The 21,332-nt window shown below is 54.8% G+C and carries 30 protein-coding genes; all 30 read right to left on the reverse strand.

Features of this window, described 5'->3' with window-relative positions; all coding sequences use genetic code 11:
* Positions 1 to 10: 10 nt before the first annotated feature.
* Positions 11 to 2,419 carry a type IV pilus secretin PilQ gene (gene pilQ / locus VMN77_09980; protein HTN44109.1) on the reverse strand — a complete coding sequence of 803 codons (2,409 nt, stop codon included), beginning with the start codon at positions 2,417 to 2,419 and terminating at the stop codon, positions 11 to 13.
* Positions 2,416 to 3,045: a pilus assembly protein PilP gene (locus VMN77_09985; GenBank protein ID HTN44110.1), complete on the reverse strand. Its 630-nt coding sequence runs from the start codon at positions 3,043 to 3,045 to the stop codon at positions 2,416 to 2,418. Before VMN77_09985 ends, pilQ begins: the two co-directional genes overlap by 4 nt.
* Positions 3,046 to 3,049: 4 nt before the next feature.
* Positions 3,050 to 3,712, reverse strand: coding sequence for a type 4a pilus biogenesis protein PilO (pilO, locus tag VMN77_09990; protein HTN44111.1), 663 nt, complete (start codon positions 3,710 to 3,712; stop codon positions 3,050 to 3,052).
* On the reverse strand, positions 3,713 to 4,264 hold the full coding sequence (locus tag VMN77_09995; protein HTN44112.1) for a PilN domain-containing protein: 552 nt from the start codon (positions 4,262 to 4,264) through the stop codon (positions 3,713 to 3,715).
* Positions 4,261 to 5,331, reverse strand: a complete 1,071-nt coding sequence (pilM, locus tag VMN77_10000; protein ID HTN44113.1) for a type IV pilus assembly protein PilM — start codon at positions 5,329 to 5,331, stop codon at positions 4,261 to 4,263. The genes VMN77_09995 and pilM overlap by 4 nt, the downstream gene beginning before the upstream one ends.
* 419 nt (positions 5,332 to 5,750) lie before the next feature.
* On the reverse strand, positions 5,751 to 6,521 hold the full coding sequence (locus VMN77_10005) for a hypothetical protein (GenBank protein HTN44114.1): 771 nt from the start codon (positions 6,519 to 6,521) through the stop codon (positions 5,751 to 5,753).
* Between the two features lie 6 nt (positions 6,522 to 6,527).
* A complete protein-coding gene (gene rapZ / locus VMN77_10010) occupies positions 6,528 to 7,394 on the reverse strand; it encodes an RNase adapter RapZ (protein HTN44115.1) in 867 nt (288 codons plus the stop codon).
* A gap of 19 nt (positions 7,395 to 7,413) precedes the next feature.
* Positions 7,414 to 7,929: a ribosome-associated translation inhibitor RaiA gene (gene raiA, locus VMN77_10015; protein HTN44116.1), complete on the reverse strand. Its 516-nt coding sequence runs from the start codon at positions 7,927 to 7,929 to the stop codon at positions 7,414 to 7,416.
* 89 nt (positions 7,930 to 8,018) lie between these two features.
* A complete protein-coding gene (rpoN, locus tag VMN77_10020; protein ID HTN44117.1) occupies positions 8,019 to 9,437 on the reverse strand; it encodes an RNA polymerase factor sigma-54 in 1,419 nt (472 codons plus the stop codon).
* Between the two features lie 72 nt (positions 9,438 to 9,509).
* On the reverse strand, positions 9,510 to 10,235 hold the full coding sequence (gene lptB / locus VMN77_10025; GenBank protein ID HTN44118.1) for an LPS export ABC transporter ATP-binding protein: 726 nt from the start codon (positions 10,233 to 10,235) through the stop codon (positions 9,510 to 9,512).
* A 27-nt stretch (positions 10,236 to 10,262) separates the two neighbouring features.
* A complete protein-coding gene (locus VMN77_10030; protein ID HTN44119.1) occupies positions 10,263 to 10,778 on the reverse strand; it encodes an LptA/OstA family protein in 516 nt (171 codons plus the stop codon).
* A 6-nt stretch (positions 10,779 to 10,784) separates the two neighbouring features.
* Positions 10,785 to 11,324 carry an LPS export ABC transporter periplasmic protein LptC gene (gene lptC, locus VMN77_10035; protein HTN44120.1) on the reverse strand — a complete coding sequence of 180 codons (540 nt, stop codon included), beginning with the start codon at positions 11,322 to 11,324 and terminating at the stop codon, positions 10,785 to 10,787.
* Positions 11,325 to 11,518: 194 nt separating this feature from the next.
* Positions 11,519 to 11,935 (reverse strand): 50S ribosomal protein L17, encoded by a 417-nt coding sequence (gene rplQ / locus VMN77_10040; GenBank protein HTN44121.1) that lies wholly within the window; start codon positions 11,933 to 11,935, stop codon positions 11,519 to 11,521.
* Between the two features lie 7 nt (positions 11,936 to 11,942).
* On the reverse strand, positions 11,943 to 12,941 hold the full coding sequence (locus VMN77_10045) for a DNA-directed RNA polymerase subunit alpha (GenBank protein ID HTN44122.1): 999 nt from the start codon (positions 12,939 to 12,941) through the stop codon (positions 11,943 to 11,945).
* Between the two features lie 107 nt (positions 12,942 to 13,048).
* The gene (gene rpsD, locus VMN77_10050) at positions 13,049 to 13,675 is read right to left on the reverse strand and encodes a 30S ribosomal protein S4 (GenBank protein ID HTN44123.1); all 627 of its coding nucleotides are present in this window, start codon (positions 13,673 to 13,675) and stop codon (positions 13,049 to 13,051) included.
* A 29-nt stretch (positions 13,676 to 13,704) separates the two neighbouring features.
* On the reverse strand, positions 13,705 to 14,088 hold the full coding sequence (gene rpsK / locus VMN77_10055; GenBank protein ID HTN44124.1) for a 30S ribosomal protein S11: 384 nt from the start codon (positions 14,086 to 14,088) through the stop codon (positions 13,705 to 13,707).
* A 102-nt stretch (positions 14,089 to 14,190) separates the two neighbouring features.
* A complete protein-coding gene (rpsM, locus tag VMN77_10060; GenBank protein ID HTN44125.1) occupies positions 14,191 to 14,574 on the reverse strand; it encodes a 30S ribosomal protein S13 in 384 nt (127 codons plus the stop codon).
* A gap of 53 nt (positions 14,575 to 14,627) precedes the next feature.
* Complete coding sequence (rpmJ, locus tag VMN77_10065; GenBank protein ID HTN44126.1) at positions 14,628 to 14,741, reverse strand: 50S ribosomal protein L36; 114 nt, start codon at positions 14,739 to 14,741, stop codon at positions 14,628 to 14,630.
* Positions 14,742 to 14,773: 32 nt separating this feature from the next.
* The gene (infA, locus tag VMN77_10070; GenBank protein ID HTN44127.1) at positions 14,774 to 14,992 is read right to left on the reverse strand and encodes a translation initiation factor IF-1; all 219 of its coding nucleotides are present in this window, start codon (positions 14,990 to 14,992) and stop codon (positions 14,774 to 14,776) included.
* A 6-nt stretch (positions 14,993 to 14,998) separates the two neighbouring features.
* Positions 14,999 to 15,760, reverse strand: a complete 762-nt coding sequence (gene map, locus VMN77_10075; protein ID HTN44128.1) for a type I methionyl aminopeptidase — start codon at positions 15,758 to 15,760, stop codon at positions 14,999 to 15,001.
* A complete protein-coding gene (locus tag VMN77_10080) occupies positions 15,757 to 16,407 on the reverse strand; it encodes an adenylate kinase (GenBank protein HTN44129.1) in 651 nt (216 codons plus the stop codon). The genes map and VMN77_10080 overlap by 4 nt, the downstream gene beginning before the upstream one ends.
* A gap of 12 nt (positions 16,408 to 16,419) precedes the next feature.
* Positions 16,420 to 17,733 carry a preprotein translocase subunit SecY gene (secY, locus tag VMN77_10085; GenBank protein ID HTN44130.1) on the reverse strand — a complete coding sequence of 438 codons (1,314 nt, stop codon included), beginning with the start codon at positions 17,731 to 17,733 and terminating at the stop codon, positions 16,420 to 16,422.
* Positions 17,734 to 17,752: 19 nt separating this feature from the next.
* Positions 17,753 to 18,238, reverse strand: coding sequence for a 50S ribosomal protein L15 (rplO, locus tag VMN77_10090; GenBank protein HTN44131.1), 486 nt, complete (start codon positions 18,236 to 18,238; stop codon positions 17,753 to 17,755).
* Positions 18,235 to 18,435 carry a 50S ribosomal protein L30 gene (gene rpmD, locus VMN77_10095; protein HTN44132.1) on the reverse strand — a complete coding sequence of 67 codons (201 nt, stop codon included), beginning with the start codon at positions 18,433 to 18,435 and terminating at the stop codon, positions 18,235 to 18,237. Before rpmD ends, rplO begins: the two co-directional genes overlap by 4 nt.
* Positions 18,413 to 18,931, reverse strand: coding sequence for a 30S ribosomal protein S5 (rpsE, locus tag VMN77_10100; protein HTN44133.1), 519 nt, complete (start codon positions 18,929 to 18,931; stop codon positions 18,413 to 18,415). Before rpsE ends, rpmD begins: the two co-directional genes overlap by 23 nt.
* A gap of 74 nt (positions 18,932 to 19,005) precedes the next feature.
* Positions 19,006 to 19,374 (reverse strand): 50S ribosomal protein L18, encoded by a 369-nt coding sequence (gene rplR, locus VMN77_10105; GenBank protein HTN44134.1) that lies wholly within the window; start codon positions 19,372 to 19,374, stop codon positions 19,006 to 19,008.
* A gap of 23 nt (positions 19,375 to 19,397) precedes the next feature.
* A complete protein-coding gene (gene rplF, locus VMN77_10110; GenBank protein ID HTN44135.1) occupies positions 19,398 to 19,934 on the reverse strand; it encodes a 50S ribosomal protein L6 in 537 nt (178 codons plus the stop codon).
* A gap of 23 nt (positions 19,935 to 19,957) precedes the next feature.
* Entirely contained in the window at positions 19,958 to 20,350 is a 393-nt protein-coding gene (rpsH, locus tag VMN77_10115) for a 30S ribosomal protein S8 (GenBank protein HTN44136.1), read from the reverse strand.
* A gap of 16 nt (positions 20,351 to 20,366) precedes the next feature.
* The gene (locus VMN77_10120) at positions 20,367 to 20,552 is read right to left on the reverse strand and encodes a type Z 30S ribosomal protein S14 (GenBank protein HTN44137.1); all 186 of its coding nucleotides are present in this window, start codon (positions 20,550 to 20,552) and stop codon (positions 20,367 to 20,369) included.
* A 17-nt stretch (positions 20,553 to 20,569) separates the two neighbouring features.
* Complete coding sequence (rplE, locus tag VMN77_10125) at positions 20,570 to 21,229, reverse strand: 50S ribosomal protein L5 (protein HTN44138.1); 660 nt, start codon at positions 21,227 to 21,229, stop codon at positions 20,570 to 20,572.
* Between the last annotated feature and the right edge of the window lie 103 nt (positions 21,230 to 21,332).

Raw genomic sequence — 21,332 nt, forward strand, 5'->3', positions numbered from 1 at the left:
GCGCGTCCTTCTAATCCTTCACAATTCTGGGTGTGAGGAAGATCAACAATTCGTTCTTTGTATCCGTGTTCGACGTATTCTTGAACAGCCATCCGACGATCGGAATTTTTGAAAGAAACGGAATGCCGGTTTCCGTTTCATTTTTCTCGTCCACAAAGATCCCGCCGATCACGGTCGTCTCCCCGTCCCGAACCAGCACTTCCGTGGTCGCCTGACGTTTCGCGATGCTGGGGCCGGCGGGGCCGCTGAAGCTGCCGAGGGAATCCCGGGCCGCCTTCACCTTCATGATGATGCTCTGATCCGGAGTAATATGGGGTGTGACCTCCAGGACCAGATTGGCGTCGACAAAGGTCGTCGTCGGTCCCGTGTTGGCCGAGGACGTCTGGAAGGGGATGGACTCACCCTGCTCGATCTTGGCCTTGACGTTGTTCAAGGTCGTCACCTTCGGACTCGAGATCGTTTTTGTCAATCCGTTCAACTCGCCCGCGGAAAGGCGAAGGTCGAGATTAATCGGGTTGTTCGTAAACCGGCCGAAGTTAAAACCGGCCGAGGGAACCGCATTCATACCCGAAACACTGGCCGGCAAATTCACCGCGAAATCGGGCGCAATTACCCCGAAGGCGGGCGGGGTGACGCCGGCGGCCGTATTGATCCCCTGGATCGAGAACACGCTGTTTGAATTGACGGTGCCGTAGGCCACGCCCCATTGAATGCCGAGCGATCGGGCAAAGCTGGTATCGGCCTGGACGATCCGGGCCTCGATCTGGACCTCCGGCGTTCGCTCATCGAGCGTCTTGGCCAACGCCGCGGCCTCGTTGACCTCCTTATCAATATCCTTGATGACCAGGGTGTTTGTCCGCTCGTCGACCGTGATTTCCCCTCTCGGACTCAGGTACTTTTTCAGCGTCTTGGACAGATCATCGACCTTGGCATAGTTAATGTAGATGACCTTCGTAACGAGGTCCTCGGCCTTGACCCTGGCGTCCTTCGCATGGGCTTCTTCATCCTGCTGTTTGGCGAGGTCCGAAAGGGTGGCCACGCGAATGATGGTCCCCTCGCGAACCTGCCCCAGATTGCTCATCTTCAGGACGATATCCAGGGCCTGGTCCCAGGGCACATTGATCAACTTGAGCGTCACTTTGCCTTTCACATTTTCTCCGATCACGATGTTCATCCCGCTCACATCGGCCAGCAATCGAAGCACGTTGCTGAGATCGGCATCCTGGAAATCAAGGGAAACTTTTCGGCCGATATACCTTTTTTGAGCCGTGATCTCCCCTCGTTTCGCCGATGCGGGAACAGGCGTCGGCATTATTTCCTCGGGTGGAGGCGACGGGGAAACCTTTTCCGGGACGGTCGGCTTTTCTTCCGTTGTCTGGGGCGGGGTTTCCTTGGTCGCTTCCTGTGCGGCGACCGGCGGCTTCTCCGGCTGTTGTTTCGGAGCGGGTTCCGCCGCCGGGGGTTTTTCTGCCGGCTCCTCTTTGGGCTTGGCTTCAGCCTCCGCGGGCGCCGCCGGGGTTTCCGCTTCCGCCGCGTGCAAGGTGACCGCGACTTCCTTTCCGGACGGCTCGACGGCAAACGCAACTTTCGAATTCAGATCAAATACCACACGGACCTTCTGGGGTTTGACGTGTTGGCCGATTCGGATATCCTTCAGGAGCTTGGCCTTCACGGAAATGGTGTTGGGTCGGATGTGGCTGGTCACATCCGGCAAATCGACCACCAGACGGTTACCGGAAGCCATGAAGGCATTCGGGTTCAGGACCCCATCCCCCGTGATATGAACGGCGACCGTGTCGTCATTCCGATCAACGGTCAGTTTTGAAACCGTCTTCGCCGCCGGCAGGGTCGGCTCGCTGGGAAGCGCTTTTTCTTCCGTCGCCGGGGCCGGCGGAACCGTCGTTTCCTGGGCCGCCTCCGTCATCGGAGCCGGCGCGACCGAACCGGCGGGGGCCGCCGCCTCGGCGGTGGCGGAAGCCGCCGGTTTGTCGATATCGATCATCAACTTCTCCCCATCCGCGCGCACATGGGATAGAACGGCTTCCGTCAGCGTGATCTCCAAGCGGACCACATTACTCGGTTTTTCTCCTTCGATGGGGAGGAGGTCCGTCACGGCCCCTTGACCGATGGGCATTCGATCCTTGAATTTTCCAACCGAGGCCCCGGCCACGTCCACGATCAGTCTCGCGGGGTCCGTTAATTGGTAGGAGGTGTAAACGAGGGGTTTCTGACCGACGACAACGATCTCCGTTTTGTCCGGCTGATCGGTCACCGATATATCCTGAATGGTATTGAGTTCGTCCCCGGCCCCGGGCTGGGTTTCTTCAAAAAGGGAAGCGCACGATGCCATTCCCAGAATCAGGAACGGCACGAAGAATCCGTTCAGCACCCGCCGAGCAAAATGCATCTTGAGTTTCATTCGCTCCCCTCCTTTTGGGGATGAAGATCCAGCCTGACTTCCCTCACCTTCTTTTCACCGAATATGTCGGTATATTTCTCCTCGATGGTCAAATACTGTTCCGTGATTTTTCGAACCGCTCCATTGTTGGGTCCGACCGGAGTTCCCACACGAATGGTATATCCCTTGCCGTCCGGGGTCTGGACCATGGCGGAATAACCATACCCGCCCCAGACAATCCCGATCAGACGGAGCTCTCCGATTTCCGTGCGCAACAGCGGGGGGAGGCGTCTCAAGCTCTTCGCCGATTCCGCCGAGACCAGGATCGATAGAAACGGATCCCGACGCCCCTCGGGATTATAGACGTACGGAGCGGGGGGGGGACTCGAGACCTCGGCCTTTTGTTCACCCGCCACGGCCGGCGGTGAGGCCGGGGCTGAGGCCGAGGCCGGGGCTTCCGGATGTTTGACCGCGGCCGGCTTTCCGGCCGGCGGCGCGGGAGGCGATGAACCTCCGACACACCCAACGGCCAAGACCGCAAACATCCCGAACCCCAACACGATGATCAACCGTCGAACGATGCGACGGAAACCATCCGCCTGTCCACGCTTATCCGTTCTTCCCCGCCTTATGAATGGATGAATCATTTGCCTATTCAACCCCCGTCGACCCGGCTTTCGCGCCCTTGGCCGGGGCCGGTCCGCCCTTGGTTCCGGCCTGAGGTTTTTTCTTTTCTTCAACCGGCTTGCCTTCGGAGGCCGCGAAGGCGGTGGCTACAAAAGTGGTCTGCACGACCAAGCGACCTCTTTCAACCTTGGGGGTTCCCATTTTAATATTGGTAATATTTACGATTCGCGGGAGCTTGCTCACGCTGTCAAAAAACGAGGCGATCGTGTGATATCCGCCGCCGACTTCGACATCCACGGGAATCGCCGCATACAAACCGCTGGGATCTTCTTTCTTGGCGGAAGGCTTCCACAACTTGAAATCAAGGCCCACCCGAAGCCCCAGGTCGGAAACCTGCTTAAGCAGGCTGGCCACTTCCGCTTCCGGGGGAAGCTGCTGTTTTTTCTCCGCCAGCTGTTTCTCAAGTTCGGCATTTTCTTTTTTCAATTGCTCCAGTTTTTCAGCCTTGGCACGCTGGATTCCGATCTCGCTATCCAATTTCACAAGGTCGGATTGCAGTCCGGCAATGACGTTGTGTTGCGGAAGGTAAAACAACCAGGAAAACATCGCCACGATGAGAATATTGAACAGGAAAAGGCCCAGGAGCTTCTGGTACGTCGGAAGATTTTTAATAAAATCCAGGTTCATTCAGATCACCATGGTGCATTTAAGCTTGAAACTGTAAATCGGAACATTTAACTCAATGGCCTGACGGGACTCGATCAATTGAATATCGCTGAAAAATTTTGTGGTCTTAAGGTTGTTGATAAATTGAACAATGTCGGCGTTGGTCACGGCCTTGCCGTCCACTTCGACCTGAGAGCCTTCTTCCTTGACGGTGGTCAACCAAATTTTCAGAGGCTCCATGCTCTTGCTGATTTCGTCGAGCAAACGGACCGGGGCGCCTTGATTTTTCTTTAACTGTTCGATGATCTTATTTTTCTCTTCGAGGACCTTCTTGTTGCCTTCATAGTTTTCAACTTCCTTGACCTTTTCCTTCAATACCGTCAATTCGGCATTGGCCTTGGTTTTTTCGTTTCTGAGGCGGTCGATCCGAGAATTCATTAAATACCAAAAATAGGTGCAGGCCACCACAACAAAACCGATCAACACCCCGGCGAGAATCAATTCGTACTGAATCTCCATCTGTTTCTTGACTTTTCTCGCCTTGGGAATTGAAAGTAGGTTGATCTTGATCATCGATCACCCATCTTTCGAATCGCCAAGCCGACGCCTACGGCGGCCTGCGGGGCCATCTCCCGGACCTCTTCGACATTGAATGTTTTCTTGTCGATTTCGACTTGATGGAAGGGGTCGGCCAGCTCGACCGGCACCCCCAAACGTTCCCCCATCAAGGCAATCAGTCCCCTCGTTCGGGCCGCCCCTCCGCATAAAACCACCTTGTCGATGTTTTCCTGCGCGGAAGCCGTTTTAAAATAATCGATGGAGCGGGTCACCTCGCCGGCGACTTCGGTATTCACGGCGTTGATGACCGCGGCCAGGGACTCCGCATTCACGCCTTCCGGATGTTCCAGCCGCTTGGCCTGTTCCGCGTCCGGATAGCTCAGGTTCAATTCTTTTTGAATGGTCTCCGTATACCGATTTCCGCCGATGGAAATATCGCGCGTAAAGGAAGACATCGTATTCTTCAGGATATTGATATTCATCACGCTGGCACCGATATTCACCAGGGCGACGACCTCACCCTCCTGAACACCGTAGTTCATCCCGTACATGTTTTCAATCGCAAAGGAGTCCACATCCACCACCCGCGGGTTCAGGCCCGCATCGGCCACCAACGAAGTGTACTCGTTCAGCTTGTCTTTTTTCGCCGCCACCAGGAGGACATTCATGTGGGGTTGTCCGTCCTGCCCTTCGACCGTTCCCAATATATGAAAATCGATATTGACGTCATTGATGTCGAACGGGATATACTGTTCGGCCTCCCACTTGATGGACTCCTCCAATTCATCCTCGGTCATCGCCGGAAGGTTAATCTTCTTCACGATCACGGAATGGCCGGAAATGGAAATGGCCACATCCTTCAGCTTGATCTTCTGCTCGGCCAGCAATTCCTTTATGACCCCCCCGACGCTGGTCGCATCCATCACGGTACCGTCGACGATCATTTCGGGCGCCAAGGGTTTGATGCCGAATTTCTCCAGAGCGTAACCCGATTTCTTCTCTTTAAGTTGAACGACCTTGATCGCGCTGGAGCCGATATCCAGCCCGAACAGGGGAACGGCTTTTGAAAACGAAAAAAACATCGACGGACTCCTACCTTATTGGAACAACTATAGCCGATTGTTCCTGCTTTGCATGATTTTTCGGATTTCCTTTATGTTTTGCTTGGAGTAGAGGCGCCAATTACGCCAATCCCGGCCGACATTGGAGATTAGTCCCTCCTTCTCCCAACGAAAGAGGGTGGCCTTTGAGATATCGAATATTTTGCAGATCTCTCTGGTTTTGTACCGTTTTACCCTGATATTTGGAGCCATCCCTTGACCTTGGAGATGAGAGATATTTCCAATCTAAGCTGGCTAATAATAGCAAGTATACTTACTATAATCAGCTTGTCAAGGGATTTTCTCGTCCAAAACCCATGTTTTCAGAAAAAAACCCGGCGGATGGCACATAAATGGACAGGAGCCCCCCAAGGATAGGGGTTTACCGGAGGAAAAGATAATCAGCCCTGTTTCTGCTTGGCGTGCAATAGACGTTGCGCTCCGGCTCGAATGGCCTCGGGGATGTTCCGATTTTTGACAAGGAGGCCCAGATCCTTTACCCGTACCGAGGCCAGAAGCGGGACGGAAACCCCGATCGGAGTCTTTGGATTGGCGACCAGCGCGTATAGAATGGAGTAGTTCTTCAGCCAGTCTTTATTTTTACCGACGCTCCTTAAAATATCATCCGAAACGTTTCGCGATTGAGCAATGAGAAGAATCTCATCCTCGGTAATTTTGGGACTGTTCAGGACCGCCTGAGACACCTGACGATTGGGATCCTTGAGCAGGAGGCTCCGCGCATCCTTCCCGGCGCGGAGTGCGAATTGCACTTTTTCAGCCACCGGCATCTTTTGTATGCGCTGATACAGCGTCTCTTTATCGGCCGGCTGATTTTCTTCATGAATGTCCTCTTTCGTTGAGACCGTTCCAAGATCGCCCCTCTGAAACGGTACCAACCCTTTCTCGGCCGCGGACTCGGCCCCGTCCTTTATCGCCTGCATCCGCTTTTTAAAATCGGACGAGGCATGGCTGTAAAGAAAGAGAAAGGTTTGTGGCATGACCTTGGGGTGGATGACCAGCAATTCCATGAGCGATAGGTCTCGATGCCGAAGTTTGGCGATTTGATCGAGAATGGCCCCCTCCGTCGAACCGTCCTTGAGCAGCCCGATCACGGTCTCGAGAGCGCAGTGCTCCAGATTCAGCGTCAACAGCCGGGGAGTTTTCGATTTCATAATCGTTCAGCGCTCCCGATTGACATCACGATGACGAAGCACCACTTGATAATGGGCGGCCTTGAGGTCATCATGAAGCCGTCGAGCCATGGCCACGGAGCGATGACGCCCTCCCGTACAGCCAATCGCCATGGTTAAATAAGGACGGCCCTCTTTTTCATAAAATGGAACCAGGAAGGCCAGGAACGATTTGACCAGTTCGATGAAACGATCCGCCTCCGGCTTCCGAAAGACATATTCCTGAACCGACGGATCCTCCCCGGAGAGGGGCTTTAGCTCGGACACGAAATTCGGGTTCTGTAGGAATCGAACATCGAAGAGCAGATCGGTTTCGTAGGGAATGCCGTATTTATAGCCAAAGGAAATAACGGAGATACTGGGTTTTCGTATTTCCCCTTGGTCTAAATAATACTGGGCGATGACGTCTTTGAGCTGCTGGATGGTAAAGGCGGAGGTATCGATGATCCGATCCGACCGTTTCTTCAGTTCGGCCAACTGCTCTCTCTCCTTTTGAATCCCTTCGAGAATCGGCATATTCTTGGCCAGAGGATGGGGCCTTCTCGTTTCGGAAAAGCGTCGGACAAGCACTTCGTCGTTGGCCTCAAAAAAAATCAGTTCGCAGTGGTATCCGTCTCTTTTAAGTCGCTCCGCAATCGTCAGAAAATCTCGCAAAAAATCCCTTTCCCGGATATCGATGCCGACGGCGACTTTCGTGATTCCGGCGCTCGATTGGGTACACAGGTCGGCAAAGACGGGCAATAACGGCGGCGGGAGGTTGTCGACGCAGAAAAAGCCGAGGTCCTCAAAACATTTCAACGCGTTGGTTTTTCCGGAACCGGATAATCCGCTGACGATGACCAACCGCAGATCCATGGAAGCGTTTCCGTTCGGTTCAATCAATGATGAGTTCGGTCAGTTCAACATGCCCGTTTTTTCCCCGCATCAACAATTTCAGCTGCTCATCCGTATCATCAAAGAAAACCACGTGATCGGTCTTCACCGAGGCCAAACGGGACAGGGCGTCGTCCAGCGACAGCGTGGCCACGATATGGGCCTCCCGTGTGAGCACCGGGGTCTTCTTCGCCGGTCTCGGGACCGGCGGCTTCCGGGCCGACGGCGGCTTGTGTCGGGACAGTTTCTCCTTGTACCTCCTTAACCGCTGTTCGATCTTGTCCATCGCCATGTCGATGGACCGGTACATTTCGTCCGTCTCTTCCTCGGCCAGGATTCGATTTCCATCGACCCATAAGGTGATTTCGGCCGTATGGCGATATTTCTCAACGGACAACCTCACGGCCGCCTCGATCGGCTTAAAGGAATAGCGAGAAAGTTTCTTTAAGCGCAGCTTGGTGTAGTCGCGCAACGCCTGGGTAACTTCGATGTGTCGACCGGCAATCGTCAATTGCATCACAAACTCCTTCAGCAAAAGCAGCGCGGACCCTTAAGGAAAACGAACGGGCGTTCCGTCGAATACCCCCCATGAATTCAAACACATTTTCAGGATAGATACCGTCGGCGGCTGGCCTGCGGTATTTTGAGCTCCACCCTGTATTTCGCCACCGTCCTGCGTGCGATTTCGATATGTCGATTCCGGAGGCGTTCAACGATCTCCTGGTCTTTAAGGGGTTTCTGGGGATCTTCTTCCGACACCATCTGGCGAATGATCTCCCGCACCGTGACGGAGGAGACTTCGCCGCCGAACTCGTTGCTTCGTGAAAGACTGCTATTGAAAAAATACTTCAACTCGAATATGCCCTGAGGGGTATGCATGTACTTGTTCGTCGTCACGCGACTGATGGTCGACTCATGCATGGAGATATCGTCGGCGACTTGTCGCAGAACCAGGGGTTTCAAGTAATCCACCCCCTTGTCCAGGAACTCCCGCTGGAATTTGACGATGCTCTCCGCCACTTTGCAGATCGTGCGGTTACGCTGTTCAATGCTGCGAACCAACCATACGGCCGAACGAAACCGTCCTTCAAGGTAACTGCGGGTCGCGTCGGGCACCTGCGTTTTTTCCGACAGCAACTTCTGATAATACGGACTGATGCGAAGTTTCGGCAGACCGTCGTCGTTGAGGACGACGACGTAGTCTTCATCGGACTTGGCGACAAAAATATCCGGGAAAATAATTTGGGCCTCATCGGTTAAGAACGGCCGCCCGGGTTTGGGTTCAAGGTTTTGAATAATTTTCACAACCGCCAGGATCTCTTCCAAGGAAACTCCCAAGGTCTTGACGATATCCTGAAACCTCCGTGTCTCGATTTCTTTCAGATGGTTTGATACAATCACCTCGGCCAACGAGCCTTTCAATCCCAGTTGTTCCAGCTGGATCAATAAACATTCCCTCAGGTCGCGTGCGCCGACCCCCATCGGGTCGAAACTCTGAACGAGCTTGAGCGCCCGTTCGACTTCCTCGTTTTTGACTTCGGCCAAGGTCGCGGCTTCCTCAACCGTGATCCGGAGGTATCCGTCGTCATCGATGTTGCCAATAATGACCTTTCCGATCTCGACTTCATGAGGGGTGGCGACCGACAGCCTTAACTGCCACAGGAGATGATCCTGAAGCGACTGAGGCTTGGTCAGGGTCTGTTCGTAAGAAGGCGGCTCGTCCCCTCCTCCCAAAGGAAACTCGGTTTCCTTATTTTCGCGCTGGATATCCCCGATATATTCTTCCCATTGGGACGACAGTTCGGCCTCCGAGGTATCGGGCGTGGCCTCCTCTTCATCGGTCTTTTTCTCCTCGACCGGTTCCTCCACATCCGTGACCTCGTCCAGCAACGGGTTCTCCAGAAGCTCCTGCGAAACCATTTGGGAAAGTTCCAGGCGGGAAAGCTGCAGCAACTTGATCGCCTGCTGCAACTGCGGCGTCATGATCAGTTTTTGAGTCAGTCTTAAATCGAGTCGGGTTTTCATAATACCGTTGTCATGACCTCGTCCCAGCCTCCATTCCCGGGCGGGGCGGCCCGCCGGGATGCCGTCGCCGGTCTATCCGAGAAAGCGAAATTTTTCCCCCAGATAAATCGCCTTGGCCTTGGAGCTGTTCGCGATATCTTGGGAGGTGCCCGATTCCAGGATTTCCCCTTCGCTAATTATATAAGAACGATCCGTAATTTCAAGCGTTTCCTGAACATTATGATCCGTGATCAGAATTCCGATTCCCTTGGCCTTCAATTGGCCGATAATTTTCTGGATATCGATAATGGCAATGGGATCGATGCCGGCAAAGGGTTCGTCCAGGAGAAGAAAGTGAGGCGACGTCACCAGGGAACGGGTAATTTCAACCCGCCGACGTTCCCCTCCCGATAAGGCATAGGCCTTGCTGTTTGAAAGATGCGAAATGTTCAGTTCCTTGAGGAGGGAATGGAGGCGTTCCTGCCGTCCCGAGGGGGAAAGATCCAGCGTCTCAAGAATGGCGAGGAGATTTTCCTCAACGGTCAGTTTTCGAAAAACCGAGGGTTCTTGCGGGAGATAACCGATCCCCTGCCGGGCCCGTCGGTACATAGGCAGGTGCGTTATGTTCCGATCATCGAGAAAAATCTCTCCATGGTCCGCCGCAATCAGGCCCACTATCATATAGAAAACGGTCGTTTTACCGGCGCCATTCGGGCCCAACAATCCCACCACTTCGCCGGTCTTGACTTCCACGCTGATATCTTTAACGACCTTGCGTTTTCGAAAACTTTTCTCTAGATGTTTCGCACTCAGGAGCATCGTCACCCTGGATTCGTCCGGCTCAATTTACTTTTGTGCCGGCTCTTTGGGATGGATCAGAACTTTGCTTCCTTCAATGACACTGCGATCCTCTTTCAAGTAAATCGTCATCTTGGTGCCTGTAACCCTGTAGTCTTTTTCCCAAGCGACCGGTTCCCCCAGGAGAACGACCTTATCTTCTTTCTGATAATAATAGGCTTCGTTGGATTTGGCCCTTTTTTCCCCCTGCTTCAGGACGACATCCCCTGTTGCATGAATGAGCGTGACCTCATTATCGTCGAAATGCGCCTGCGGAGAGATAAGCCCCGGGGTTGATTTTGAAGTTTGGCCCGGGGTTTCCTTGGATGCAAACGTGACCTCCGCATGGTTGGCGGTAATGGTCATGTCCTCCTTGCTCATGACCACATCCCCCTCAAAAATAGCCAGATGTTCCAGGTTTTTCACGGTCATGCTTTTAGAACTGATGGAGAGCGTCTGGGAATGGGTCGCCGTTTCCGTTGCTAAAAGGGGCGTGGCGCTTAAAAAAAAACACCGGCCGTCAATATATTTCTAAGGCTCGGTTGTAACATGAACATCCCCGTCGACCATGATTTGCTGATTTTCCAATTTCACGATCAGTTGATTGCCGCGAATACGGAGTCTCTGGGCGGTTATTTGAACCGGGTTCGCGGACACAATCTCACGCTCTTTATCATTCCAGTTCAACGAGGGAGCCCGGATCGTGAAACCGTTATTCATCGATACATCCAGATCCCCATCATTATTCTTAATCTCAAAATCATGGGTCTCCGTATTGAGCAGGCCTTGATCGCCCGAAAAACTCACCTGAAGCCCTTCGGGTGTTTGCAGGATCGCCTGCGTTTCGTTGAGCGACACCTCATTCCGATCCTCAAACAGCTCGGCCCGCTTGGCCTTGATGTCCCATTCCACCGCGCCGTTACGAATCTGTTTGAGCGTAAACCCTTCCATTTCGATGTCCGCTTTCGAGATCAGTGTTCTCGATGGAGGCAGGACTTGAGGATGTTCGATGCCCACGGACAGCACCCAAGCCAACAAGGCCAGAAGCATTCCAATAAATATCAGGAGCATGATCCTCGGAACACGCAATGGCATGGTACAGACACTATAACATACGTCAGGATTTGAGTAAAGCGCGGGACGATCTCGGAACCCGCTGGAAATATTCCAATATTCTGGAAGGTTAAGGGTTCTTTTTACCCGGGCGGATTCGGAAAGGTCGAGGGGAAAGGGTGTAATTTACACTCGGGCTCGGCCGATCCTTATTAAGGATTGGATTCCGGACCCGTTTTGGTTTTTTCCGGTTTGACGGGTTTGGCCGGCTGACCCTGGACAACCAATTCGACCACCGCCATGCGCGCCCCGTCTCCGAAGCGGACGCGTGTTTTTATCAACCGGGTATATCCCCCGGGCCGTGTCGCAAATCGAGGGGCGATCTCGGCGAACAACTTTGAGAGGACTTTCGGGTTCGTCAAATACGACCCCGCCCGCCTCCGGGCGGCAAGATTCCCCTGCTTTCCCAAGGAAACGATCCGGTCGGCAATTCCGCGAATCTCCTTGGCCTTGGCCTCCGTGGTTTCAATTCGTTCATGCTCGAACAACGAGGTCACCAAATTTCGGAACAGAGCCCGACGGTGATTGGTGTCCCGACCCAGTTGTCGTCCGCGCTTTTTGTGACGCATAACGGCTTCAATCCCCTTTCTCGGTTCCCTCGCCGGCCGGCTGATAATCCACCTTCATCCCCAGCGACAGCCCCATTCCGGACAGGATTTCCTTGATCTCGTTCAGCGATTTTCGACCGAAATTCTTTGTCCGAAGCATCTCGGATTCCGTCTTCTGAACCAGATCGCCGATCGTCTTGATGCTCGCGTTTTTCAAACAGTTGGCCGCGCGGACGGAAAGCTCAAGCTCGTGCACGCTGCGAAGAAGGTTTTTGTTGAAGTCCGTCTTTTTGTCGTCCACCGGCTCGTGGACCGGCTCGACGGATTCGTCGAAATTAATAAAAATCGCAAGGTGATCCTTGAGGATCTTTGCGGCATAGGCCAACGCATCGTCGGGTTTGACGCCGCCGTCCGTCCAGATTTCCATGATCAATTTGTCATAGTCGGTAATCCGGCCCACGCGCGCGTTCTCGACCGTAAAATTGACTTTCTTGATCGGCGAAAAGATGGAATCCACGGGAATCACACCGATCGGCATCCCTTCTTCCTTATTTCGGTCGGCCGGCACATATCCGCTTCCGATCCGGATCACAAACTCCATATCCAGATTGGCTTCCTTGTCCAGGGTCGCGATATGAAGCTCGGGATTGAGAACTTCGACATCCGCGTCATGGATAATATCCTTGGCGCGGGCTTCTCCGGGTCCCTTCTTTTTCAGTCGAACGGTTTTCGGCCGGTCCGTGTAGAGCTTGAAGCGAAGATTTTTCACGTTCAGGATAATGTCCGTCACGTCCTCCTTGACTCCGGGAATGGTTGAAAATTCATGCAGGACCCCCTCGATCTTGACGGAGGTCACGGCCGCTCCGGCGATGGAGGAAAGGAGAATTCGCCTGAGGGAATTCCCGATAGTCGTGCCGAACCCGCGTTCGAAAGGCTCGGCGAAAAATTTTCCGTATGTGCCTGTGAGTGTCTCGGTTTCGATTTCCATCTTTTTGGGAATCTGGAAATCCTTTGTTCGAATAATCATACGTCCTCCTTACTTACCTAGCCGCCTTTCGCGGCTGCATCCTGGCACCGAAGCCGATGAATGAGATAAACCTTCCCGGAATTAAACCGTCGCTGAATCAGAACCCGTCATCGGGAATAGAGCTCCACAACGAGTTGTTCATTGACCGGTATGGTCAGATCTTCCTTGGTCGGCATGGTTTTAACCCGACCCTTGAAATTCCCCTTGTCCAACTCCAACCATTGAGGAGTCCCTCTCCCCTCCGCGGCGGTGAGAGACGCCTGGACCTGCGGCAACTGACGGCTGGCCTGTTTCAGTTCGACGACATCCCCGTCTTTTACAAGAAACGAGGCCACATCCACCTTTCGGCCGTTGACCCGAAAATGGCCGTGGTTCACCATCTGCCGCGCTTCTTTACGGGACGAACAGAAACCCATCCGATAGACGACATTATCGATCCTCCTCTCGAGCAACTGGAGGAGGTTTTCCCCCGTGACGCCCTTCTTTCTGGCGGCTTTCTTGAAATACCCGCTGAACTGGCGTTCCAGCAATCCGTACATCCTTTTCAGCTTCTGCTTCTCCCGTAACTGGATCTGATATTCGGAGATTCGGGGGCGGGCCTGCCCGTGCTGGCCGGGAGAATAGCTTCGCCGCTCAATGGCGCACTTCTCCGTAAAGCACCGGCTCCCCTTCAGAAAAAGTTTGTTTCCTTCCCGCCGGCACAGCCGACAAACCGATCCGATATATCGTCCCACGTTTTGATTTCCTCCTTAATTTATTTTTTTCATACCCGTCGTCGCTTGGGCGGCCGACATCCGTTATGAGGAACCGGCGTCACGTCCTTGATGAGATTGATCTTCAACCCCGCCGCCTGCAAGGCCCGGATCGCCGATTCCCGACCCGATCCCGGTCCCTTGACATATACATCGATCTGCCGCATTCCATGTTCAATGGCCTTCTTGGCCGCCACTTCGGCGGCCCGCTGCGCGGCGAACGGGGTGCTCTTTCTCGAACCCTTGAAACCCTGATTCCCCGCGCTGGACCACACCACGACGTTTCCGCTCATGTCGGTCACGGTCACAATCGTGTTGTTGAAAGACGCCTGGATGTGCGCGACGCCCACCTGAACAATCTTCTTCTCGCGTTTCTTGCCTTTTTTACTTCCCATGCATTACCTCATTGTTAGTGGGGGCCCGTGCGGCCAAAATGAATCAAGGTCCTCCGAGGCCCCCGAACCCCGCGCTTGCGACCCCAGAGCCCGTCGCTCCCTTTACGCGGTGGCTTCCGATTTCAGCTTGATGCCGATCGATTTCTTGGGGCCCTTCCGGGTCCGCGCGTTGGTCTTCGTCCGCTGCCCTCGTAGCGGGAGTCCCTTGCGATGTCGCAACCCGCGGTAGCTTCCGATATCCATCAGCCGTTTGATGTTCATCGAGACTTCTTTGCGGAGATCCCCTTCCACTTTATAATCCCGCTCGATGGAATCTCGAAGCGTGACGATTTCGTCTTCCTTGAGATCCTTCACCCGTTTTTCCGGATTCACCCCCGCCGCCTTCAGGATCCTCATCGATGTCGATCGGCCGATTCCGTATATGTAGGTCAAGCCCACGGCGACCGTTTTGTCTCTCGGAAGGTCCACTCCCGCAATTCTGGCCACGTTGCCTCCTGTGATTGGGGAAAGGCGCGACCGGTCGCGCTTCTCCCGTGTCTCTATCCCTGACGCTGTTTATGACGGCGATTGGTGCAAATGACCCGGACGACGCCTTTTCGGCGGATCACCTTGCATTTGGCACAGATCGCTTTGACCGAGGATCGCACTTTCACGGTTTCACCTGTATGTGGAGTGTATCGGGCATCTACTTAAACCGGTACGTGATTCTCCCCCGCGTCAGATCATACGGCGAAAGCTCCACCGTCACCTTGTCGCCCGGGAGAATCTTGATGAAATGCATTCTCATCTTTCCGGAGATATGCGCCAAAACCCGGTGCCCGTTCTCCAGTTCCACCCGAAACATTGCATTCGGGAGTGTCTCAACAATCGTCCCCTGAACCTCAACCACGTCTTCCTTCGACATGCCCGATCAGACTCTCTCGTGATCATTGGATGTTAATATGACCGGCCCCGCTTCGGTAATGGCCACGGTATGCTCGAAATGGGCCGAAAGGCTCCCGTCTTGGGTCACGGCCGTCCAATGATCGCTGAGGATGCGAACACCCTCTTTTCCCATATTCACCATCGGCTCGATCGCGAGGACCATCCCCTCCTTGAGTCGCGGCCCTTGACCGGGCTCTCCGAAGTTGGGCAACTGGGGCTCTTCATGCAGCGATTGACCGATTCCGTGCCCCACAAAATCCTTAACCACCGAAAAACCGGCCGCCTCGACATGCGATTGAACGGCGTGAGAAATATCGGACAGCCGATTTCCCACCCTCATTTGCTCGATCCCACGATACAGCGACTCCTCCGTCACCCGAACCAAGCGTTGAACGGCCGGCTCAATTTCATTGACCCCCACCGTGACGGCCGCATCCCCGTAATACCCATCGACAATCGCGCCCAGATCCAAACCGATGATGTCTCCGGGCTGAAGGACCCGTTTGGATGGGATCCCGTGCACGATTTCATCGTTGACCGAGGCACACAGCGTCGCGGGAAATCCCCGGTATCCCTTGAACGCCGGGCGCCCTCCCCGTTTTAGAATTCCCGCTTCGGCCGTTCGATCCAGTTCCAGTGTCGTCACCCCGGGTTTCACCTGTTTTTTTAATTCCTGCAGCACCTCCGCCACAATCCGTCCTGCTTTTTCGATCTTACGGACTTCCTCCGGGGATTTTAAAATAATCATGGGGATCTTCCGATGGCCGCGTTGACCCTTTGAAAAACCGTATCCGGAGATCCCGCCCCTTCGATTCGCGCGAGAACACCTTGGTCCTCGTAAAACCGGATTAACGGCCATGTCTGGGACCGGTAAACCTCCAAGCGTTTGCGAATCGTCTCCGGCCGATCGTCGCTTCGTTGAGAGAGCTTTCCGCCGCAGCGATCGCACAGGTCGGGTTTCTTCGGAGGACAGAATTCCAGATGATACACCGCCTGGCAATTCGGACAACTCCATCGGCCCGCCAGACGCCGGATCAATTCGTCATCCGCCAGCTCGAAATTCAGGACCCGGTCTATGCTCCGCTGGTCCTGACGAAGCATCGAAATCAGCGCCTCGGCCTGCGGCACCGTTCTTGGAAAACCGTCCAGGATAAAACCCTCCTTCGCATCCGATTCCTTCAACCGCTCCCGGATGATGCCGATGACCACCTCGTCGGGAACAAGCTGGCCGCCATCCATAAACGATTTGGCCTGAACACCGAGGGACGTTTTTCTCTGCACCGCCTCGCGCAGGATATCCCCGGTCGATATTTTCGGAATACCCCGTTGAGCCGATAGCCGCTCCGCTTGAGTTCCTTTTCCCACGCCCGGTGGACCGAGAAAAATCAATCGCACGCCGCGCCCCGCCTATCCCGCCCTTCCCCTTAGGCGGCCCTTCGAGAGAAAACCCTCGTAATGCCGTGTCAACATATGGGACTCGATCTGCTGGGCCGTGTCCAGACCCACGCCGATCACGATCAACAGCGACGTCCCGCCGAAGAAAAACGGCACCCCCATCTTATAAATTAGAATCTCCGGAATCACGCAGACGACCGCCAGGTAGATGGCGCCGACAAAGGTGATCCGGGTCAGCACCTGATAGATATAGTCGGCCGTCCGCTGGCCCGGCCGGATTCCGGGGATAAACCCGCCGTACTTTTTCATGTTATCCGCCATATCGACCGGGTTGAGGACGACCGCGGTATAAAAAAAACAGAAAAAAACGATCATCCCCACGTACAATACGGTATAAAGCATCGATCCCGGAGCGAGCTGCCGGGAGATGTCGTGGACCCAGGGAATCTGTATGAAGCCGGTGATCGTCGCCGGGAAGGCAATGATCGACGAGGCAAAGATCGGGGGGATCACGCCCGCGGTATTGATCTTCAACGGGATATGCGTGCTCTGTCCCCCGTAGACCCGCCTCCCGACCACGCGCTTCGCATATTGAACCGGTATCTTCCGCCGGGCGCTCTCCAGAAAGACGATCGCCGACACGACCCCGATCATCAGGAGGGCCAGCACGACGAGGAAAAACAGATTCAACTGCCCCGTATCATACAGACGGTAGGTGTTGATCAAGGCCGACGGCATTCGAGCCACGATCCCAGAGAAAATGATCAACGAGATCCCGTTCCCGATCCCCCGTTCGGTAATTTGCTCGCCCAGCCACATCAGAAACGCGGTCCCGGCCGTCAGGGTGATCATCGTCATGATGCGAAAGGACAGGCCCGGGTGCTGGACAAAGGTCCCGTTGTTCATCCCCTCCAGGCCGACGGAGATACCGAAGGACTGGATGAGTGAAATGACCACCGTTCCGTAACGCGTGTACTGGATGATCTTCTTGCGTCCGCGCTCGCCCTCCTTGGCCAGCTTTGAAAGCGTCGGAATGACGACCGTCAAAAGCTGAAGGATGATGGAGGCGCTGATATACGGCATGATGCCCAGCGCGAAGATGGTCAGCCGGGACAGCGCCCCGCCCGAAAAAATGTCGAGGAATCCGAGAAGCGCTCCACCCTGGGCCGCCAGGAACTCACTGAGGGCTTCGTTGTTAATGCCCGGCGTCGGGATGTGGGCGCCGATTCGATATACGGCCAGCATCCCCAGGGTGAACAGGATCCGATGGCGAAGTTCCGGGATATGAAATATGTTCTGGAGATTGGTAATAAAACGCTCAAACACCTTCGCCGCTCCTCAAAACCTACCGCGCCTTCTCCGACTGACTTGTTTTTCCAGAAGTCGTCTTTATCGTTTCGGCCCTCCCGCCCGCTTTCTGGATCTTCTCCGATGCGGATCGGCTGAATCGGTGGGCTTGAATCGTCAGCGCTTTGCTCAACTCCCCCTGACCCAGGATTTTCACGGCGGTTGCGGATCGACGGACCAACCCGGCCTCTTTCAACTGGTCCGGAGTAACGGTCGATTTCCCATCGAACCGGTTCAGACTCTCCAAATTCACCACCGCGGCCTCGTCACGGAAACGGTTTGTAAAACCGCGCTTCGGGATGCGACGGATCAAGGGCATTTGGCCACCCTCAAACCCGGGCCCCTTTCCCCCGCCCCCGCTTCTCGCAAGGCCTCCCTTATGTCCCTTCGTGGATGTCTTGCCGTGTCCCGAGCCGATCCCTCTTCCGATCCGTTTCTCTTTTTTACGGGAACCGATTTGCGGTTGTAATTCGTGAAGCCTCATGCCGGGACCTCTTTCACATCGATCAGGTGAAAAATTTGTGCGATCATACCCCGGGTCTGCGGGGTATCCGCCCGAATTACGGTGTGTCGAATGCGTCGTAGCCCGAGGGACCGGACCACGTCCCGCTTCTCCCGGGGATATCCGATGACGCTGCGTCGTAACGTAATGGCTAAATTACGCGGCCGGTTTGCCGACATGGCCCGCCTCTTCCGACAGATCCGAACGGCGCATGTTCCTGATTTCATCCGGCGCCTGGAGTTTTTGAAGCCCGTTCAACGTGGCCCTGACCACGTTGTTCGGATTGCCGCTTCCCAGTGACTTGCTCACCACGTTATGAATTCCACAAACTTCCATTACGGCCCGCACGGCCCCTCCGGCTATCACGCCGACCCCTTCCGCTCCCGGCTTCAGCAGGACCTCCTCGGCCCCGTAATTTCCCGTAACGGTGTACGGAATCGTCGTGTTTTTTAACGGAACCTTGATCAGGTCTTTTTTGGCCCTCTCAACGGCTTTTCGGATCGCATCCGGGACTTCCGCCGCCTTTCCCTTGCCCATTCCAACATAGCCGTGGCCATCGCCGACCACGACCAGCGCGCTGAAGCTGAAACGCTTGCCCCCTTTAACCACTTTGGCGACACGGTTGATAAAAACCACCTTGTCCTTCAGAGTCAGATCATTCGGATTGACTTTCACCGCAGCTCACTCCTTGTAGTAAAAAAAACACGGTCTTGCCTGGCTCGTCCGACAGGCGCCTCGAAGCGTCGGCCTTAAAATATCAATCCCCCCTGGCGCGCCGCATCCGCCAGGGCTTTCACCCGACCGTGAAACAGGTAACCGCCCCGATCAAACACCACCGTTTTGATATCTTGGGCCAGCGCCCGTTTTGCGATCAGCTGCCCCACCGCCTCGGCCGCTTTCCGGTTATTGCCGCGCGGCACACCCTTTTTGCATTCCGGATCCAAAGTCGATGCCGCCGCCACGGTCTTCCCCGCGGTATCGTCCACGATTTGTGCGTAGATGTGTTGATTGCTCCGAAAGACCACGAGACGGGGACGTTGTGGAAGGCCGAAGACCGTTTTTCGCACCCGTTGGTGGCGACGCATCCTCGATTCGAGTTTTGTGTGAACGTTTAACATCGTCCTTTCTCTCCGCTTGTTCCCTACTTGCTCGTCTTTCCTTCTTTCCGCTCGATCACTTCACCCGAGTATTTAATCCCTTTTCCCTTGTAAGGTTCCGGCCGCTTCAGATCCCGAATCTCGGCCGCGACCTGCCCGACCAGGTACTTGTCGGCGCCCTTTATCGTGATGACGGTTTGTTTATCCACGCTCGCATCAATTCCGGCGGGCAGAACAAAAACCGTCGGATGCGAAAAACCCAAGGCCAAGGTCAAGTTGCGGCCCTGAACCTGGGCACGAAAACCGACCCCGCTGATTTCCAACGTCTTCTGGTAACCTTGAGAAACACCGTTCACCATGTTATTGAGATCGCTGCGGAACAGGCCGTGCTTGGCCCGCTGAAGGCGGTCGTCGCTTTGCCGTGTGACAACCACGCGACCGTCTTCCACCTTGGCCCCGATCCCGCTTTCCATCAAACGGGACAGCTCCCCTTTTGGGCCCTTGATATGAACCTTCTTTTCGTCCACCTTGACCTGGACGCCGGACGGAATCAAGATCGGCTTTTTACCCACACGAGACATCGTCATCCACCTGAATGTTTAATTCACCAAATGTAGCAGATCACTTCGCCGCCGACCTGGCGTTTCCTCGATTCACGGTCGGTCATCATGCCTTGTTGGGTCGACATCACCGCCGTCCCCAAGCCCCCACGCACCTTGGGGATGCCGTCCTTTTTCACATAAACCCTGCGGCCCGGCCGGCTGATCCTTCTCAGGCCGTTGATGATCGGGACTTCGTTCACGTATTTCAGTTTGATCCGAAGCACCGGGTGAGGACCTTCCGACACCGTCTCGAGGCCTCGGATGTAGCCCTCTTCCTTCAAGAGGCGGGCGATGTTTTGCTTGAGTTTTGAAGCCGGAATGTCGACGGACTCGTACTTGCGTCGAATGGCGTTTCGCATCCGGTTCAACATATCAGAAATAGGGTCGGTCATCATCGACGGTGAATTCCTCCTACCAGCTGGACTTGACTACGCCGGGGATATCCCCCCGAAGGCTCAAGTTCCGGAAACAGATCCGGCACATGCGGAACTTCCTTAAAAATCCCCGGGAGCGGCCGCAGACGGGGCAACGGTTGTATTTTCGAACCGCGAACTTCGGCTCCGCTTGTGCTTTGTGGATCAGTGCTTTTTTGGCCACGCCCCCTCCCCCTGGTTTTAAGTTCGAAACGGCAACCCCAATAACCCTAACAAGGCCTTGCCCTCATCGTTGGATCTCGCCGTGGTCCCGATCGTGATGTCCATCCCGTGCGTGGCCACCACATCGTCATATCGGATCTCCGGAAAGAGGAGCTGCTCCTTGAGGCCCAGGCTGTAATTTCCGCGGCCGTCAAACGATTTCGGCGAAACGCCTTTAAAATCCCGAATCCGGGGAAGCGCCACATTAAAAAATCGGTCCAAAAATTCGTACATCCGTCCGCCGCGAAGCGTCACCTTGCACCCGATGGCCATTCCTTGCCGCAACTTAAACCCTGAAATCGATTTCTTGGCGCGGGTCACGACCGGTTTCTGGCCGGTAATGAGGGTGAGCTCATTGACGGCCGCCTCCAACAGTTTGGCGTTCTGGATGGCTTCCCCCATTCCAACGTTGATCACGACCTTCTCAAGACGAGGAACCTGCATGGGATTTTTGTAGGAAAATTGCTTCATCAAGTCGGGGACAACTCTTTCCCGGTATTTCTCCTTCAGGCGAGGCGGAAGGGACTGCTCCTGGGCCGGTTTTGTTTTTTCCTTGGCCTTCTCCTTGGCCTTTTCCCGGTTTTCCGTCTTGGGCGACTTCGCCTTTTCTGGTTTTGCTGTCTGTTTGGCCTTGGCCATGCCTTCCTCCGACTGAATTACAGGGGCTCGCGTCGCCGCTATTATCTGTGGGGGCCCGTGCGGGCTCCGCTCCTCCGATGCCCCCCCGGCGCTCGGACGGGCA

This window comes from Nitrospiria bacterium (assembly GCA_035498035.1).
GTDB lineage: Bacteria > Nitrospirota > Nitrospiria > JACQBZ01 > JACQBZ01 > JACQBZ01.